Source organism: Pseudomonas sp. KH_017 (assembly GCF_057840285.1).
Map to the genome: position 1 here is coordinate 1,660,014 of NZ_CM174509.1, position 16,247 is coordinate 1,676,260.

The 16,247-nt window shown below is 61.7% G+C and carries 18 protein-coding genes; all 18 read left to right on the plus strand.

What is annotated here, in order from left to right; genetic code table 11:
• Nucleotide 1 precedes the first annotated feature (1 nt).
• On the plus strand, nt 2-1,195 hold the full coding sequence (locus AC3IT6_RS07485) for a sensor histidine kinase (RefSeq protein ID WP_489356496.1): 1,194 nt from the start codon (nt 2-4) through the stop codon (nt 1,193-1,195).
• Between the two features lie 5 nt (nt 1,196-1,200).
• A complete protein-coding gene (locus tag AC3IT6_RS07490; protein WP_489354769.1) occupies nt 1,201-2,574 on the plus strand; it encodes a sigma-54-dependent transcriptional regulator in 1,374 nt (457 codons plus the stop codon).
• 277 nt (nt 2,575-2,851) lie between these two features.
• Entirely contained in the window at nt 2,852-3,178 is a 327-nt protein-coding gene (fliE, locus tag AC3IT6_RS07495; RefSeq protein ID WP_150753434.1) for a flagellar hook-basal body complex protein FliE, read from the plus strand.
• Between the two features lie 16 nt (nt 3,179-3,194).
• A complete protein-coding gene (fliF, locus tag AC3IT6_RS07500) occupies nt 3,195-4,982 on the plus strand; it encodes a flagellar basal-body MS-ring/collar protein FliF (RefSeq protein ID WP_489354770.1) in 1,788 nt (595 codons plus the stop codon).
• The gene (gene fliG, locus AC3IT6_RS07505) at nt 4,975-5,994 is read left to right on the plus strand and encodes a flagellar motor switch protein FliG (protein WP_007983391.1); all 1,020 of its coding nucleotides are present in this window, start codon (nt 4,975-4,977) and stop codon (nt 5,992-5,994) included. Before fliF ends, fliG begins: the two co-directional genes overlap by 8 nt.
• A 4-nt stretch (nt 5,995-5,998) precedes the next feature.
• On the plus strand, nt 5,999-6,796 hold the full coding sequence (gene fliH / locus AC3IT6_RS07510) for a flagellar assembly protein FliH (protein ID WP_489354771.1): 798 nt from the start codon (nt 5,999-6,001) through the stop codon (nt 6,794-6,796).
• Nucleotides 6,786-8,144 carry a flagellar protein export ATPase FliI gene (gene fliI, locus AC3IT6_RS07515; RefSeq protein ID WP_489354772.1) on the plus strand — a complete coding sequence of 453 codons (1,359 nt, stop codon included), beginning with the start codon at nt 6,786-6,788 and terminating at the stop codon, nt 8,142-8,144. The genes fliH and fliI overlap by 11 nt, the downstream gene beginning before the upstream one ends.
• A gap of 6 nt (nt 8,145-8,150) precedes the next feature.
• The gene (gene fliJ / locus AC3IT6_RS07520; RefSeq protein WP_150753430.1) at nt 8,151-8,600 is read left to right on the plus strand and encodes a flagellar export protein FliJ; all 450 of its coding nucleotides are present in this window, start codon (nt 8,151-8,153) and stop codon (nt 8,598-8,600) included.
• 88 nt (nt 8,601-8,688) lie between these two features.
• Entirely contained in the window at nt 8,689-8,988 is a 300-nt protein-coding gene (locus AC3IT6_RS07525) for an STAS domain-containing protein (protein WP_223441148.1), read from the plus strand.
• Between the two features lie 5 nt (nt 8,989-8,993).
• Nucleotides 8,994-10,700, plus strand: coding sequence for an ATP-binding SpoIIE family protein phosphatase (locus AC3IT6_RS07530; RefSeq protein ID WP_489354773.1), 1,707 nt, complete (start codon nt 8,994-8,996; stop codon nt 10,698-10,700).
• Between the two features lie 30 nt (nt 10,701-10,730).
• Complete coding sequence (locus AC3IT6_RS07535; protein WP_489354774.1) at nt 10,731-11,081, plus strand: Hpt domain-containing protein; 351 nt, start codon at nt 10,731-10,733, stop codon at nt 11,079-11,081.
• Between the two features lie 100 nt (nt 11,082-11,181).
• Complete coding sequence (locus AC3IT6_RS07540) at nt 11,182-12,549, plus strand: flagellar hook-length control protein FliK (protein ID WP_489354775.1); 1,368 nt, start codon at nt 11,182-11,184, stop codon at nt 12,547-12,549.
• Between the two features lie 234 nt (nt 12,550-12,783).
• On the plus strand, nt 12,784-13,287 hold the full coding sequence (gene fliL, locus AC3IT6_RS07545; protein WP_489354776.1) for a flagellar basal body-associated protein FliL: 504 nt from the start codon (nt 12,784-12,786) through the stop codon (nt 13,285-13,287).
• Nucleotides 13,288-13,296: 9 nt separating this feature from the next.
• Entirely contained in the window at nt 13,297-14,265 is a 969-nt protein-coding gene (fliM, locus tag AC3IT6_RS07550; RefSeq protein WP_057398369.1) for a flagellar motor switch protein FliM, read from the plus strand.
• 66 nt (nt 14,266-14,331) lie between these two features.
• Nucleotides 14,332-14,778 carry a flagellar motor switch protein FliN gene (fliN, locus tag AC3IT6_RS07555; protein WP_150753423.1) on the plus strand — a complete coding sequence of 149 codons (447 nt, stop codon included), beginning with the start codon at nt 14,332-14,334 and terminating at the stop codon, nt 14,776-14,778.
• A complete protein-coding gene (fliO, locus tag AC3IT6_RS07560; protein WP_489354777.1) occupies nt 14,779-15,222 on the plus strand; it encodes a flagellar biosynthetic protein FliO in 444 nt (147 codons plus the stop codon).
• Nucleotides 15,222-15,980: a flagellar type III secretion system pore protein FliP gene (gene fliP / locus AC3IT6_RS07565; RefSeq protein WP_150724472.1), complete on the plus strand. Its 759-nt coding sequence runs from the start codon at nt 15,222-15,224 to the stop codon at nt 15,978-15,980. The genes fliO and fliP overlap by 1 nt, the downstream gene beginning before the upstream one ends.
• The gene (gene fliQ / locus AC3IT6_RS07570; RefSeq protein WP_057398373.1) at nt 15,977-16,246 is read left to right on the plus strand and encodes a flagellar biosynthesis protein FliQ; all 270 of its coding nucleotides are present in this window, start codon (nt 15,977-15,979) and stop codon (nt 16,244-16,246) included. The genes fliP and fliQ overlap by 4 nt, the downstream gene beginning before the upstream one ends.
• Nucleotide 16,247 lies beyond the last annotated feature (1 nt).

Below are 16,247 nucleotides of genomic sequence, written 5' to 3' on the forward strand. Positions count from 1 at the left end.
GATGTCTCCTGTCCCTGATGCTTTGCGGCAACCGTCGTCCGTAGAGCAGGCGAGCCGGCTTGGCCTTGAGCAGGCATTTGCGCTGTTCAATCAGATGTCCAGTCAGTTGACCGATTCCTACAGCATGCTTGAAGCCCGGGTCACCGAGCTCAAGGGTGAATTGGCGGTGGTCAGCGCTCAACGCATGCAGGAGCTGGCGGAAAAAGAACGCCTGGCCAACCGCCTGCAAAACCTCCTCGATCTGTTACCCGGCGGTGTCATCGTCATCGACGCCCAGGGCATAGTGCGCGAAGCCAATCCGGCGGCGTGCGAGTTGCTGGGGCTGCCGCTGGAAGGTGAATTGTGGCGCCACGTCATTGCCCGCTGTTTTGCGCCGCGCGAAGACGATGGCCATGAAGTCTCGCTCAAGGATGGTCGGCGCCTGTCGATCGCCACGCGCTCGCTGGACGCCGAGCCCGGCCAGTTGGTGTTGCTCAACGACCTGACTGAAACCCGCCATCTGCAGGATCAACTGGCCCGTCATGAGCGGCTGTCGTCGCTGGGGCGCATGGTCGCTTCGTTGGCTCATCAGATACGCACGCCGTTGTCCGCCGCGTTGCTGTACGCCAGTCATTTGACCGAGCAAGAGCTGCCGGTCGCTACCCGGCAGCGCTTTGCCGGGCGCCTCAAGGAGCGCCTGCACGAGCTGGAGCATCAGGTGCGCGACATGCTGGTTTTCGCCCGGGGCGAGTTACCACTGACCGACCGCGTGACGCCAGGCCAATTGATGCAATCATTGCAAGCGGCGGCGCTGACCCACGTACAGGATCTGCCGATCCGCTGGCAGTGCGACAGTCACTCGGGGGAGTTGCTGTGCAATCGCGACACCCTGGTCGGCGCGATCCTCAATCTGATCGAGAACGCCATCCAGGCCAGTGCCGGTCAGTTGCGCCTCAAGGTTCACCTCTACACCCGCGGCAACAACCTGCGCCTGTGCGTCAGTGACAGTGGCTCCGGTATCGATGCCGCCGTTCTGGCGCGATTGGGCGAACCCTTTTTTACCACCAAGAGCACCGGTACAGGTCTTGGCCTGACCGTGGTCAAGGCCGTGGCGCGTGCTCATCGGGGCGAATTGCAACTGCGTTCGCGGCTCGGTCGCGGCACCTGTGCACAGGTGATCCTGCCGTTGTTCAGCAGCGCTCAAGGAGCGGAGTGACACAGATGGGTATCAAGGTTCTGCTGGTCGAGGACGACCGCGCATTGCGCGAGGCGCTGGCCGATACGCTCTTGCTCGCCGGGCACGATTACAAGGCCGTGGGTTCGGCAGAGGAGGCGTTGCTTGCCGTCGGCGGCGAAGCCTTCAGCCTGGTGATCAGCGACGTCAACATGCCGGGTATGGACGGCCACCAGTTGCTGGGCCTGCTGCGAGCGCGGCAGCCGCAGTTGCCGGTGTTGCTGATGACCGCTCACGGTGCGGTCGAGCGTGCGGTCGATGCGATGCGCCAAGGGGCGGCGGACTATCTGGTCAAGCCATTCGAGCCCAAGGCGTTGCTCGATCTGGTGGGGCGTCATGCCCTGGGCAGTCTCGGGCTGACCGAGGGCGAAGGGCCGGTAGCGTTCGAGCCGGCGAGCGCGCAGTTGCTCGAGTTGGCGGCGCGGGTCGCTCGCAGCGATTCCACGGTGCTGATCTCGGGTGAGTCGGGCACAGGCAAGGAAGTGCTGGCGCGTTACATCCATCAGCATTCTCATCGCGTCAGTCAGCCGTTCATTGCGATCAACTGCGCAGCGATCCCGGACAACATGCTCGAAGCGACTTTGTTCGGGCACGAGAAGGGCTCCTTCACCGGCGCCATTGCCGCGCAAGCCGGCAAGTTCGAGCAGGCCGACGGCGGCACCATTCTGCTCGACGAAATTTCCGAAATGCCCCTGGGGCTCCAGGCCAAATTGCTGCGTGTGCTGCAAGAGCGCGAGGTCGAACGGGTTGGGGCGCGCAAACCGATCACGCTGGACATTCGCGTGGTCGCGACCACCAACCGCGACCTGGCGGGTGAAGTGGCGGCGGGGCGCTTCCGCGAAGATCTTTACTATCGCCTGTCGGTGTTTCCCCTGGCCTGGCGCCCGTTGCGCGAGCGCACCGCCGACATACTGCCGCTGGCCGAGCGCCTGCTGGCCAGGCACGTCAATAAAATGAAGCATTCGGCTGCCAGATTGTCGCCCGAGGCCCAGGCGTGCCTGATCGGTTATCCGTGGCCGGGTAACGTGCGTGAACTGGACAACGCGATTCAACGTGCGCTGATTCTGCAGCAGGGTGGCTTGATCCAGCCGCAGGATTTCTGCCTGGCCGGGCCGGTGGCTTGCGCACCACTGCCGGCGCTGGCGCGTCCCGTGGAAGTCGAGTCCGAGTCGGCTGGTGCGCTGGGCGATGACCTGCGTCGCCGTGAATTCCAGATGATCATCGATACCTTGCGCGCCGAGCGCGGTCGTCGCAAAGAGGCGGCCGAGCGCCTGGGCATCAGCCCGCGAACCCTGCGCTACAAGCTGGCGCAGATGCGCGATGCCGGCATGGATGTGGAAGCCTTTTTGTTCGCGACCTGAAAGTTGACGGAATCAACACCGATCCAAATGTGGGAGCGGGCTTGCTCGCGAAAGCTGTAGACCAGCCAGCATCTCTGTTGAATGGAAAATCGTATTCGCGAGCAAGTCGGAACGCCGCACCACCGCTCCCACATTTGTTTTGCGGTGGTTCACGGTTGAGCAAAGCCCGGAATTGGCTTTTGTTTAGAGCAGTCACGGAGCTGGCACCCTTGTTGCTAACACCTCATTACCCGCCGAGTGAGTGTCAAAAAATTGCGGGTCGCCAAAGAGAGAAACCATGAGCCAAGGTATTGAATTCAATCGGTTGATGCTGGATATGCGCGCCATGCAAATGGACGCCATGTCTGCGCCGAAATCGACTGCCGTCCCTGAACTGTCGGGCAGCAGCTTTTCCGACATGTTCGGTCAGGCCATCAATAAAGTGAACGACACCCAGCAGGCTTCCACGCAGTTGGCCAGCGCCTTCGAAATCGGCAAAAGCGGCGTCGACCTGACCGATGTGATGGTTTCTTCGCAGAAGGCCAGCGTGTCGTTCCAGGCGTTGACCCAGGTGCGCAACAAAGTGGTTCAGGCTTACCAAGACATCATGCAGATGCCGGTTTAAAGGACGAGATTGAGTCATGGCAGAAGCAGTCGCCGATAACGTTCCGGCCAAGGCCACTCCAATAGACGGCAAGCCGCCGCTGTTCGGGTTGTCCTTCCTGGAAAACCTCTCCGAGATGACCATGTTGCGTCAGGTGGGCCTGTTGGTTGGCCTGGCAGCGAGCGTGGCGATTGGTTTTGCCGTGGTGTTGTGGTCCCAGCAACCGGACTACCGGCCTCTGTACGGCAGCCTTGCCGGGATGGACGCCAAGCAGGTCATGGATACCCTGGCCTCCGCCGATATCCCCTACACCGTCGAACCCAATTCCGGTGCCTTGCTGGTCAAGGCCGATGACCTGTCCCGTGCGCGGCTCAAGCTCGCGGGCGCTGGTGTCACTCCCAGCGACGGCAACATCGGTTTTGAAATCCTCGACAAGGAACAGGGACTGGGCACCAGCCAGTTCATGGAAGCGACCCGCTATCGTCGCGGCCTGGAAGGCGAACTGGCCCGCACCATTTCCAGCCTGAACAACGTCAAGGGTGCCCGCGTGCACCTGGCGATCCCGAAAAGTTCGGTGTTCGTGCGTGACGAGCGCAAGCCGAGCGCTTCGGTTCTGGTTGAACTCTATTCCGGTCGTTCCTTGGAGCCGGGTCAGGTGGTGGCCATCATCAACCTGGTGGCGACCAGCGTTCCCGAGCTCAGCAAGTCGCAGATCACCGTGGTCGACCAGAAGGGCAATCTGCTCTCGGATCAGGCGGAAAACTCCGAACTGACCATGGCCGGCAAGCAGTTCGACTACAGCCGTCGCATGGAAAGCATGCTCACCCAGCGCGTGCATAACATCCTGCAGCCGGTGCTGGGCAACGACCGTTACAAGGCCGAAGTCTCGGCCGACGTGGATTTCAGTGCGGTCGAGTCGACATCCGAGCAGTTCAATCCGGACCAGCCGGCATTGCGCAGCGAGCAGTCGGTCAACGAACAACGTACCGCCAGCAATGGTCCGCAAGGTGTGCCGGGTGCCTTGAGCAACCAGCCTCCAGCGCCGGCGTCCGCGCCGCAAACCACCGGTGGCGCCGCTGCGTCGGCCGGCATGGTGCAGCCAGGCCAGCCGCTGATTGACGCCAACGGCCAGCAAATCATGGACCCGGCCACCGGTCAGCCGATGCTCGCCCCATACCCTGCGGACAAGCGTCAGCAATCGACCAAGAACTTCGAACTCGACCGTTCCATCAGCCACACCAAGCAGCAGCAGGGTCGTTTGAATCGCCTGTCGGTGTCGGTGGTGGTCGATGATCAGGTCAAGATCAACCCGGCCAACGGCGAAACCACCCGGGCGCCCTGGAGCGCCGATGAATTGGCGCGCTTCACGCGTCTGGTGCAGGACGCGGTCGGCTTCGACGCCAGCCGTGGTGACAGCGTCAGCGTGATCAACATGCCGTTCTCCGCCGAGCGCGGTGAAGTGATTGCCGATATTCCGTTCTACTCCCAGCCGTGGTTCTGGGACATCGTCAAGCAAGTGCTGGGCGTGCTGTTCATTCTGGTGCTGGTGTTCGGTGTGCTGCGTCCGGTGCTCAACAACATCACCGGGGGCGGCAAGGGCAAGCAGTTGGCTGGTATCGGCAGTGACGCCGAGTTGGGTGGCATGGGCGGTCTGGATGGCGAGTTGGCCAACGACCGTGTCAGCCTCGGTGGCCCGACCAGCATTCTGCTGCCGAGCCCGAGCGAAGGTTATGACGCTCAGTTGAACGCAATCAAGAGTCTGGTGGCAGAAGATCCGGGTCGTGTGGCCCAGGTCGTGAAAGAGTGGATTAACGCAGATGAGTGATAACCGAGCCGTTGCCGCCAAACTGTCCAAGGTCGACAAGGCCGCAATCCTGTTGCTGTCCCTGGGCTCCACAGATGCTGCCCAGGTGCTGCGCCACATGGGCCCCAAAGAGGTCCAGCGCGTGGGCGTGGCCATGGCCCAGATGGGTAATGTGCACCGCGAGCAGGTCGAGCAGGTGATGAGCGAGTTCGTCGATATCGTCGGCGACCAGACCAGCCTGGGCGTCGGCTCCGACGACTATGTGCGCAAGATGCTCACCCAGGCCCTGGGCGAAGACAAGGCCAACGGCCTGATCGACCGCATCCTGCTCGGTGGCAACACCAGCGGCCTCGACAGCCTGAAGTGGATGGAGCCGCGCGCCGTCGCCGACGTGATCCGTTACGAGCACCCGCAGATCCAGGCGATCGTGGTGGCGTATCTCGATCCGGACCAGGCCGGTGAAGTGCTCGGCAACTTCGACCACAAGGTGCGGCTGGACATCATCCTGCGCGTGTCTTCGCTGAACACCGTTCAGCCAGCGGCCCTGAAAGAACTCAATCAGATTCTCGAGAAGCAGTTCTCCGGCAACTCGAATGCCTCGCGCACCACCCTGGGCGGCATCAAGCGTGCGGCGGACATCATGAACTTCCTCGACAGCTCGATCGAAGGCCAGCTCATGGACTCGATCCGCGAAGTCGACGAAGACCTGTCCGGTCAGATCGAAGACCTCATGTTCGTGTTCAACAACCTGGCCGATGTCGACGACCGCGGGATCCAGGCGCTGTTGCGCGAAGTGTCCTCCGATGTGCTGGTGCTGGCCCTCAAGGGATCGGACGAAGGCGTCAAGGAGAAGATCTTCAAGAACATGTCCAAGCGTGCGGCTGAACTGTTGCGCGACGACCTGGAAGCCAAGGGCCCGGTGCGCGTCAGCGACGTGGAAACCGCGCAGAAGGAAATCCTCACCATCGCCCGTCGTATGGCCGAAGCCGGAGAGATCGTTCTCGGCGGCAAGGGCGGCGAGGAAATGATCTAACACCATGGTCAAGAATGATGATGCACCCACTGACCTGATCCGGGCCAGGGATGTCGGTGGCTTTGAGTCCTGGGCGCTGCCCAGCTTCGACCCGCCGGAACCCGAGCCGGAACCTGCGCCGGAACCCGAACCGCCGGAAATGGAAGAGGTGCCGCTGGAGGAAGTCCAGCCACTGACCCTCGAAGAGCTCGAAAGCATTCGCCAGGAGGCCTACAACGAAGGCTTCGCGGTGGGTGAAAAGGAGGGCTTCCACAGCACCACGCTCAAGGTCCGCCAGGAAGCCGAACAGGCATTGGCGCCGAAGCTTGCCGGCCTGGAGCAACTGATGAGCCATCTGTTCGAGCCCATCGCCGAGCAGGACACCCAGATCGAAAAGTCCCTGGTCGACCTTGTGCGGCACATCACCAGGCAGGTGATCCAGCGCGAACTGGCCATCGACTCGACGCAGATCGAACACGTGATGCGCGAGGCGCTCAAGCTCTTGCCGTTGGGCGTGGGCAATGTGCGGCTGTACATCAATCCGCAGGATTTCGCGCAGGTCAAAGCCCTGCGCGAACGCCATGAAGAAACCTGGCGCATCGTCGAGGACGAATCGTTGTTGCCCGGCGGTTGCCGGGTCGAGACAGAACACAGCCGCATCGACGCCACGGTGGAAACCCGCATCGCGCAGGTGATGGACAAGCTGTTCGATCAGTTGCACGAGCAAACCTTGCACCCGGCCGCGCCGGACTTGAGCCTGGAACTGCCGATCGACAGCAAACCTGCTGCCGCGCCAGAAGCGGATGCACCTGATGCGCCTTGAACGCACCAGCTTCGCCAAGCGCCTGGACAGTTACGCCGAGGCCACGGAGCTGGCCGGCGCACCGATTCTTGAGGGCCGCTTGCTGCGCATGGTCGGCCTGACCCTCGAAGCCGAAGGTCTGCGCGCCGCCATGGGCAGCCGCTGCATGGTGATCAACGACGACAGCTATCACCCGGTGCAGGTTGAAGCCGAAGTCATGGGCTTCTCCGGCAGCAAAGTCTTTCTGATGCCGGTCGGCAGCGTTGCCGGTATCGCACCTGGCGCCCGCGTTGTTCCCTTGTCCGATACCGGACGTTTGCCGATGGGCATGAGCATGCTCGGGCGGGTGCTGGATGGCGCCGGTCGCGCGCTGGACGGCAAGGGCGGGATGAAGGCCGAAGACTGGGTGCCGATGGATGGCCCGACCATCAACCCGCTCAAGCGCGAACCGATCAGTGAACCGCTGGACGTGGGTATTCGCTGCATCAACGGCATGTTGACGGTCGGTCGCGGTCAACGGCTCGGGCTGTTCGCCGGTACCGGCGTCGGTAAATCCGTGCTGCTGGGCATGATGACGCGCTTCACCGAGGCCGACATCATCGTCGTCGGGCTGATCGGTGAGCGGGGGCGTGAAGTTAAAGAGTTCATCGAGCACATCCTCGGTGAAGAAGGGCTCAAGCGTTCAGTGGTGGTGGCGTCCCCCGCGGACGATGCGCCGCTGATGCGACTGCGCGCGGCCATGTATTGCACGCGCATCGCCGAATATTTCCGCGACAAGGGCAAGAATGTCCTGTTGCTGATGGATTCGCTGACCCGTTTCGCCCAGGCCCAGCGGGAAATCGCCTTGGCCATCGGCGAGCCGCCGGCGACCAAGGGCTATCCGCCGTCGGTGTTCGCCAAGCTGCCGAAACTGGTGGAACGGGCCGGCAACGCGGAGAAGGGCGGTGGTTCGATCACCGCGTTCTACACCGTGTTGTCCGAAGGCGATGATCAGCAGGACCCGATTGCCGACTCGGCGCGGGGCGTGCTCGACGGACACATCGTGCTGTCCCGGCGTCTGGCCGAGGAAGGGCATTACCCGGCCATCGACATCGAGGCGTCCATCAGCCGGGTGATGCCGGCGGTGGTGTCGCCGGAACACATGGCCCGTGCGCAATATTTCAAGCAATTGTGGTCGCGCTATCAGCAGAGTCGCGACCTGATCAGCGTCGGCGCCTATGTCGCCGGCGGAGATCGCGAAACCGATCTGGCGATTTCCCTGCAACCGCAACTGGTCAAATACCTGCGTCAGGGCCTCAACGACAGCATCAGCCTGGGTGAAAGCGAGGCATATCTCGCCTCGATCTTCGCGCCCGCGGCAGGCGGTTAAGCGGTCATGGCCCTGAGTCGGGCGGGAAGGCTGGCGCCGGTGGTGGAAATGGCCGAAAAGGCCGAGAAAACCGCGGTCCAGCGCCTGGGGCACTTTCAAGGGCAGGTTCGCCTGGCACAAAGCAAACTGGCCGACCTCGAAGCCTTCCGTCTCGACTATCAGGAACAATGGATAGTACGCGGCAGTGGCGGCGTCTCGGGCCAATGGTTGCTGGGCTATCAGGGCTTTCTCGCGCAACTGGGCACGGCCATCGACCAGCAACGGCAAAGCCTGGCCTGGCATCAGAACAACCTGAACAAGGCCCGGGACACCTGGCAGCAGGCGTTTGCCCGGGTCGAAGGTTTGCGCAAGCTGGTTCAGCGCTATGCCGATGAAGCGCGGGCGCTTGAGGACCGGCGCGAACAGAAACTGCTGGATGAATTGTCCCAGCGTTTGCCGCGCGAGAACCCCTATTGAGCGTGCTTTCAAAAACAGGCTGGCTTGCCCCCATCCACAGCTGGTGCTAAACCTTCTAAACGTTTTCCAAAGACAAGGAAGCCATTGAATGTCAGTCGTTACTGAAGTGTCCCCTGATGGGCAAAAGTTGACGATATCGGTCAAAGGACGATTCGATTTCGCCAAGCATCAGGAATTTCGTCAGTCCTACGAAGATAAACAGCTATCGGCGGTTGTGGTCGACCTGAAAGACGCCACATACCTCGACAGCTCGGCCCTGGGCATGCTGCTTTTGCTGCGCGATCACGCCGGTGGCGACGACTCCGATGTGCGCGTCGTCAACAGCAGTACCGACGTGCGCAAAATCCTCGCCATCTCCAACTTCGACAAATTGTTCGACATCAGTTGAATGCCATGCAGCCACTGGAGCCGCTGACGATCCTGATTGCCGAGGACAGCGCCGCCGATCGCCTGCTGCTGTCTAGCATCCTGCGCCGCCTGGGGCACGACGTGCTGACGGCGGCCAACGGCGCCGAAGCGGTCGACACGTTTCGCCAGCAGCAACCACATCTGGTGTTGATGGATGCAATGATGCCGGTCATGGACGGCTTCGAGGCGGCCCGGCAGATCAAGGCCCTGGCCGGGGAAACCCTGGTGCCGATCATCTTCCTCACGTCGTTGTCCGAAAGCGAAGCGCTGGCCCGTTGCCTGGAAGTCGGCGGTGACGACTTTCTGGCAAAGCCCTACAACCAGGTGATTCTCGCTGCCAAGATCAAGGCGATGGATCGCTTGCGGCGCTTGCAGGACACCGTGCTGCAACAGCGTGACCAGATCGCCCGGCACCACGACTACCTGCTCAACGAACAGCGCGTGGCCAAGGCCGTTTTCGACAAGGTGGCGCACTCCGGCTGCCTGAATGCCGCTGCGAATATCCGTTATCTGCAATCGCCCTATGCGCTGTTCAACGGCGACCTGTTGCTGGCCGCGTTCACCCCGGCCGGAGACATGCACGTGCTGCTGGGCGACTTCACCGGCCACGGTCTGCCGGCGGCGGTGGGCGCCATGCCTCTTGCCGAAGTCTTCTACGGGATGACCGCCAAAGGTTACGGCCTGGCGGAAACCCTGCGCGAGATGAATGCCAAGCTCAAGCGCATCCTGCCGGTGGACATGTTCTGCTGTGCCACGTTGCTGTGCCTGAGTTTTCAGCGTCGTTCGGTGGAAGTCTGGAACGGCGGCATGCCGGACGGTTACCTGCATTGCGTTGCCAGTGGCGAGCGAACGCCTCTGCCGGCGCGGCACCTGCCTTTGGGGGTGCTGAGCCCGGAATCCTTCGATGAGCGTACCGAGGTGTTTCCCATGGCGCTCGGGGATCGGGTGTTTCTCCTGTCCGATGGGGTGATCGACACTTGCGACGCCAACGATCAGTTGTTTGGCGTGCAGCGATTGCAGCAGGTGTTTGCCGCCAATCGCCAGCCAGATGCGCTGTTCGAAGAGATCGAGCAGGCGCTGCGACAGTTTGGCGCAGAAGCGCGTGACGATGTCAGCATGGTCGAAATCAGCCTGCTGGAGTCGGCGCAGATCACTGCGCCGGTGTTGGTCTACTCCGACAGCGGCCAGTCCTGCCCGCTGGACTGGTCGGTGAGTTTCGAGTTTCGCGCCGCCACGCTCAAGCGCTTCAATCCCTTACCCTATCTGTTGCAGTTGCTGCTTGAGGTGCATGGCCTCCGGGCTCAGAGCAGTGCGCTCTACAGTGTGCTGGCGGAGCTCTATTCCAATGCGCTGGAGCATGGCGTGCTGGGGCTGGATTCGAGCCTCAAGCGCGATGCCTCGGGGTTTGCGCGGTATTATCAAGAGCGCAATACCCGGCTGGACGAGCTTCAGGAAGGCTATGTACGGTTACATTTCAAGGTGGCGCCAACAAGCGACGGCGGTTGCCTGACCATTCACATCGAAGACAGCGGCAAGGGTTTCGATGTCGAGCGGGTGATGGCAAGACCTGTGGATGACATCCGCCTGTCGGGACGTGGCGTCAGTCTGATCCGTCAGTTGGGGCGTAATGCCCGCTGGATCGACGATGGTCGAAGTGCACGCGTGGAGTTTGTCTGGGAGGCTCTGGCATAATCCGCGCATTCTTGATCAAGGAGTGAGCAAGTGGACGACACACATGTGGATCGCGACGTGCTGAGTGCATTGCAGGAAGTGATGGAAGAGGGCTATCCGGATCTGCTGGATATCTTTCTTGCGGACTCCGAAGAGCGCCTGCAAGCATTGAGAACAGCTGACAGTGCCGCACTGCTCGTTGAAACCGCCCATAGCTTCAAAGGCAGCAGCAGCAATATGGGCGCGCGCAGGCTGACCGAGCTATGCCATCAACTTGAGCAGCAGGCCAGAAGTTTGCCATGCACCGCCATTGCGGAACTGGTCGGCGAAATCGACCGCGAGTTCGCCGCTATCCGGCCTCTGTACGAAGCTGAACGACAGCATTGCCCGACGAAAATCTGAGCATTCGACGCATTTGATCTCCTTCGAGTGAAGCTGGCTCGACCTTTGCATTTAACTCGTCCAACTGTACTTACGAGCCCCGTGCAGCGGAGACCGTTTCATGCCCGTTACCCCCAATATTCTGCTTCCGGCCTCCAGACAGGCCAAGATTCAAGCGGCCTGCGCCAATCCTCCGGCGCTGACCGCTGAGCCCGGGGACAAGGCCGCAAGCTTCGCTCATGTCTATGCCAATCAGGCCCAGAGCAAGCCCGATGCGTTGGCGGATGCCTCGGTCAAGCCGGGGCGCGAAAAAAGCTCCGATGTCGCCGGAAAAGAAGACACTGGCGACGACAAACCTGCCGCCGGGGAACCGGCGGTTGCCGATGGCGGCAAATCCTTGCCTGCCGACACGCCGATGCAGGCTGACGACAAGACTGTCGGTGATGAAGCGTCAGTTGCTGACCCGGCTCCGGTCGTCGATGTCGCACCGCTCGATCCGGCGCTTGATCTTTCATTGCAGCCAGTCCTTCAGCCAGTCGTGCCGGCACCGGTAGCACCCGCCGTGGCCGACACCGTGCAACCTGCCGCCGTAGAAGCGCCAGTTGCCGCCGCGGCTACGGCTACGGCAGCAATCGCTCCAGCGCTGGCCACTACCGACGGCGATTTCGATCCCTCGACCGATCCGCTCGATGCATTGCCGGCGGTGCGCCTGGCGATGGAGCAGAGCGGTCACGTATCGGCTTCCAGCCAGGCGCAGCCCAAGGCTGCACCGACACAGGCGCAAGCCCGGGCTGATGGTGAGCTGACACCGGCGCAAAGCTTTGCCGCCGGCATGGCGACCCTGCTGGATGTTCAGGGCGACAAGAGCAGCACCGGTCAGGGCGATGACAAGGCGTTCAGCGGCTTGATCGATGATGGTCTGAAGGATCTCAAATCCGCCAGCAGCGACACCCGTGTCGATGATTTCGCCAACCGTCTGGCAGCGCTGACACAGGCGGCCACACCGAAGGCAGCCAATGCCTTGCCGGTGAACCAGCCGATCGCCATGCACCAGAGCGGCTGGACCGAGGAGGTGGTGAACCGGGTCATGTACCTGTCCAGCGCCAATCTCAAGGCCGCCGACATCCAGTTGCAGCCCGCCGAGCTGGGGCGCCTGGACATTCGGGTGAGCATGGTTCCCGATCAACAGACCCAGGTCACGTTCATGAGTGCGCATCCGGGTGTCCGTGAGGCGCTGGATGGCCAGGTCCATCGCTTGCGCGACATGTTCGCGCAGCAGGGCATGGGGCAGGTCGATGTCAACGTTTCGGACCAGTCCCGTGGTTCGCAGCAAGGGCAGGAACAAGCCCGGCAAAGCCAGAGCGGGCGGACCAGTGCCAGCGGCGGTCGCCTCGATTCAATGGATGACGACGTGGCCCCGGGCATTGCTGAAGTGGCTGCCAATACCACCCGCGTGATCGGCTCCAGCGCGGTCGATTACTACGCCTGACGAACACAACACCTAACCCTGTGGGAGCGGGCTTGCTCGCGAATGCGGTCAGTCATTCAACATCTCTGTCGACTGACACGGCCCCTTCGCGAGCAAGCCCGCTCCCACAGTGGTTTTGCGCCGTCTTTAAATTGTGGCCAGCCCACCCATCCCCCCTCCCAACCGTTCTGGCATAACACTTGCTTTTGCCTTGCCGTGCGACTGTGAAAACCCGAATAGTGACGGATTATTGGCATGGCGAAGAGCGACGCAGTAGTAAAAGACCCCGCAACCAAAGGCAAACTCAAGCTGATTATCGTGATCGTGCTGGCCCTGCTGCTGGCGATCGGTGTGTCCGTGGGGGCGACCTGGTACTTCATGCACAGCGCTCAGAGCAAGCCTGCCGCCGCCGTGGCGCAAACCGCTCCCGTCGGTAAGCAGCCGGCGATTTTCGAGGCGATGGCGCCGGCTTTCGTGGCCAATTTCAACCAGAACGGTCGCCAGCGCTACATGCAAGTGAGCATCACCATGCTCGCGCGCAACCAGGCGGACCTGGATGCACTCAAGGTCCACATGCCGGTGATCCGCAATAACCTGGTGATGCTGTTCTCCGGGCAGGACTTCGCGACCCTCGCCTCGCCGGTCGGCCAGGAAATGCTGCGGCAGAAAGCCACCGCCAGCGTCCAGGAAGTGGCGCAGAAAGAGCTCGGCAAAGTGGTGATCGAACAGTTGCTTTTCACTAATTTCGTACTGCAGTAGGAACACGACATGGCCGTGCAGGACCTGCTGTCCCAGGATGAGATCGACGCGCTGTTGCATGGCGTCGACGATGGTCTGGTACAGACCGAAAACGCTGCCGAACCCGGCACCGTCAAAAGCTATGACCTGACCAGCCAGGATCGCATCGTCCGTGGACGCATGCCGACCCTGGAAATGATCAACGAGCGTTTCGCCCGCTACACGCGTATCAGCATGTTCAACATGCTGCGTCGCTCGGCGGACGTTGCGGTCGGCGGCGTGCAGGTGATGAAGTTCGGCGAATACGTGCATTCGCTGTACGTGCCGACCAGTCTCAACCTGGTCAAGATCAAACCCCTGCGCGGCACCGCGCTGTTCATCCTCGACGCCAAGCTGGTGTTCAAGCTGGTGGACAACTTCTTCGGTGGCGACGGCCGGCACGCCAAGATCGAAGGCCGTGAATTCACCCCGACCGAACTGCGTGTGGTGCGCATGGTGCTGGAGCAGGCCTTCGTCGATCTGAAGGAAGCCTGGCAGGCGATCATGGAAGTCAACTTCGAGTACATCAACTCGGAAGTGAACCCGGCCATGGCCAACATCGTCGGCCCGAGCGAAGCCATTGTGGTGTCGACCTTCCACATCGAACTCGATGGCGGTGGCGGCGACCTGCACGTGACCATGCCGTACTCGATGATCGAGCCGGTGCGCGAAATGCTCGACGCCGGCTTCCAGTCGGACCTCGATGACCAGGACGAGCGCTGGGTCAACGCCCTGCGCCAGGACGTGCTGGACGTCGACGTGCCGATCGGGGCCACGGTGGCTCGTCGTCAGTTGCGCCTGCGCGACATCCTGCACATGCAGCCGGGGGATGTGATCCCGGTCGAGATGCCCGAAGAAATGATCATGCGCGCCAACGGCGTGCCGGCCTTCAAGGTCAAGATGGGCTCGCACAAGGGCAACCTGGCGTTGCAAGTGATCGAGCCGATCGAGCGCCGTTGACCGGCGCTCGTACCCATTCGCGATTAACCGAATTCTGAATTTTTGCTCGCCGAGGACACTGACAATATGAACATACAGGACGACCAGGCACTGGCCGATGAATGGGCTGCGGCCCTGGAAGAAACCGGTGATGCCGGGCAGGCTGACATCGACGCTTTGCTGGCCGCCGATTCCGGCAGTTCCGCGTCTAACCGTCTGCCAATGGAAGAGTTCGGCAGCGTGCCGAAAAACAACGAGCCGGTCAGCCTCGAAGGCCCGAACCTGGACGTGATCCTCGATATCCCGGTGTCGATTTCCATGGAAGTGGGCAGCACCGACATCAACATCCGCAACCTGCTGCAACTGAACCAGGGTTCGGTGATCGAGCTTGATCGCCTGGCCGGCGAGCCGCTGGATGTGCTGGTCAATGGCACGCTCATCGCCCACGGCGAAGTGGTGGTGGTCAACGAGAAGTTCGGCATCCGCCTGACGGACGTGATCAGCCCAAGCGAACGTATCAAGAAGCTGCGCTGAGTGAAAAAGGTTCTTGGGTTTGTGCTGGCGATGCCGTTCAGCGTGCTGGCGGCCGAACCGGTCGCAACAGTGACCACCGCCGCTGCGCCTGCGGTGAGCAGTGGTGTGGCTGGGCAACTGACGCAACTGGTGTTCGGCTTGCTGCTGGTGCTGGGGTTGATCTTCCTCCTCGCCTGGTTGCTGCGTCGGGTCCAGCAGGCCGGTCCGGCCGGCAAGGGGCAGGTGATCGAGATTGTCGGCTCCCGCGCGCTGGGACCTCGCGATCGCCTGATGCTGGTGCAGGTCGGCAACGAGCAGATTCTGTTGGGCCTGAGCCCCGGCAACATTGCTGCGCTGCACGTTCTCAAGGAGCCGGTGCAAGTGCCGAGTACCGAGAAGCCGGCGCCGGAGTTTGCCCAGCGCCTGCTGGAGATGCTGGGTAAAGATCAGAAGGATAAGAAGTAATGGGTGCGCTACGCATCGTCTTGATGCTGGCCCTGATGCTGGCCGCGCCGCTGGCATTCGGCGCCGATCCGCTGTCGATCCCGGCCATCACCCTGGGCACCAATGCGCAGGGTGCGCAGGAATACTCGGTCAGCCTGCAAATCCTGCTGATCATGACCGCGCTGAGTTTTATCCCGGCGTTTGTCATGCTGATGACCAGCTTCACCCGGATCATCATTGTGTTCTCGATCCTGCGCCAGGCCCTGGGCCTGCAGCAGACACCGTCGAACCAGATCCTCACCGGCATGGCGCTGTTCCTGACCCTGTTCATCATGGCGCCTGTATTCGACCGGGTGAATCAGGACGCCTTGCAGCCGTATCTGGCGGAAAAACTGACGGCCCAGGATGCGGTCGCCAAGGCGCAGGTGCCGATCAAGGACTTCATGCTTGCCCAGACCCGCACCAGCGATCTGGAGCTGTTCATGCGCCTGTCCAAGCGCACTGACATCGCGACGCCGGATCAGGCGCCGTTGACCATCCTGGTGCCGGCCTTCGTCACCTCCGAGCTGAAAACGGCGTTCCAGATCGGCTTCATGATCTTCATTCCGTTCCTGATCATCGACCTGGTCGTGGCCAGTGTGTTGATGGCGATGGGTATGATGATGCTCTCGCCGCTGATCATTTCCCTGCCGTTCAAGATCATGTTGTTCGTGCTGGTGGATGGCTGGGCGCTGATCATCGGCACGTTGGCCAGCAGCTTCGGCGGTGTCTCGCCATGACGCCAGAAGTTGCGGTCGACATCTTCCGCGAAGCGCTGTGGCTGACCACCATGATGGTGGCGGTGCTGGTGATTCCAAGTTTGCTTGTGGGCCTGCTGGTGGCGATGTTCCAGGCCGCTACCCAGATCAACGAACAGACCCTGAGCTTCCTGCCGCGCCTGCTGGTGATGCTGGTGACGCTGATCGTCGGCGGCCCGTGGCTGGTGCAGACTTTCATGGACTACATCCTGCAGTTGTACGGCAGCATTCCTCAGGTCATCGGCTAAA

What these genes read in the sequence shown, in the direction of transcription:
- AC3IT6_RS07485 (WP_489356496.1), top strand. Translation starts at nt 2, where the DNA reads ATGTCTCCTGTCCCTGATGCTTTGCGGCAACCGTCGTCCGTAGAGCAG.
- AC3IT6_RS07490 (WP_489354769.1), top strand. Translation starts at nt 1,201, where the DNA reads ATGGGTATCAAGGTTCTGCTGGTCGAGGACGACCGCGCATTGCGCGAG.
- fliE (WP_150753434.1), top strand. Translation starts at nt 2,852, where the DNA reads ATGAGCCAAGGTATTGAATTCAATCGGTTGATGCTGGATATGCGCGCC.
- fliF (WP_489354770.1), top strand. Translation starts at nt 3,195, where the DNA reads ATGGCAGAAGCAGTCGCCGATAACGTTCCGGCCAAGGCCACTCCAATA.
- fliG (WP_007983391.1), top strand. Translation starts at nt 4,975, where the DNA reads ATGAGTGATAACCGAGCCGTTGCCGCCAAACTGTCCAAGGTCGACAAG.
- fliH (WP_489354771.1), top strand. Translation starts at nt 5,999, where the DNA reads ATGGTCAAGAATGATGATGCACCCACTGACCTGATCCGGGCCAGGGAT.
- fliI (WP_489354772.1), top strand. Translation starts at nt 6,786, where the DNA reads ATGCGCCTTGAACGCACCAGCTTCGCCAAGCGCCTGGACAGTTACGCC.
- fliJ (WP_150753430.1), top strand. Translation starts at nt 8,151, where the DNA reads ATGGCCCTGAGTCGGGCGGGAAGGCTGGCGCCGGTGGTGGAAATGGCC.
- AC3IT6_RS07525 (WP_223441148.1), top strand. Translation starts at nt 8,689, where the DNA reads ATGTCAGTCGTTACTGAAGTGTCCCCTGATGGGCAAAAGTTGACGATA.
- AC3IT6_RS07530 (WP_489354773.1), top strand. Translation starts at nt 8,994, where the DNA reads ATGCAGCCACTGGAGCCGCTGACGATCCTGATTGCCGAGGACAGCGCC.
- AC3IT6_RS07540 (WP_489354775.1), top strand. Translation starts at nt 11,182, where the DNA reads ATGCCCGTTACCCCCAATATTCTGCTTCCGGCCTCCAGACAGGCCAAG.
- fliL (WP_489354776.1), top strand. Translation starts at nt 12,784, where the DNA reads ATGGCGAAGAGCGACGCAGTAGTAAAAGACCCCGCAACCAAAGGCAAA.
- fliM (WP_057398369.1), top strand. Translation starts at nt 13,297, where the DNA reads ATGGCCGTGCAGGACCTGCTGTCCCAGGATGAGATCGACGCGCTGTTG.
- fliN (WP_150753423.1), top strand. Translation starts at nt 14,332, where the DNA reads ATGAACATACAGGACGACCAGGCACTGGCCGATGAATGGGCTGCGGCC.
- fliP (WP_150724472.1), top strand. Translation starts at nt 15,222, where the DNA reads ATGGGTGCGCTACGCATCGTCTTGATGCTGGCCCTGATGCTGGCCGCG.
- fliQ (WP_057398373.1), top strand. Translation starts at nt 15,977, where the DNA reads ATGACGCCAGAAGTTGCGGTCGACATCTTCCGCGAAGCGCTGTGGCTG.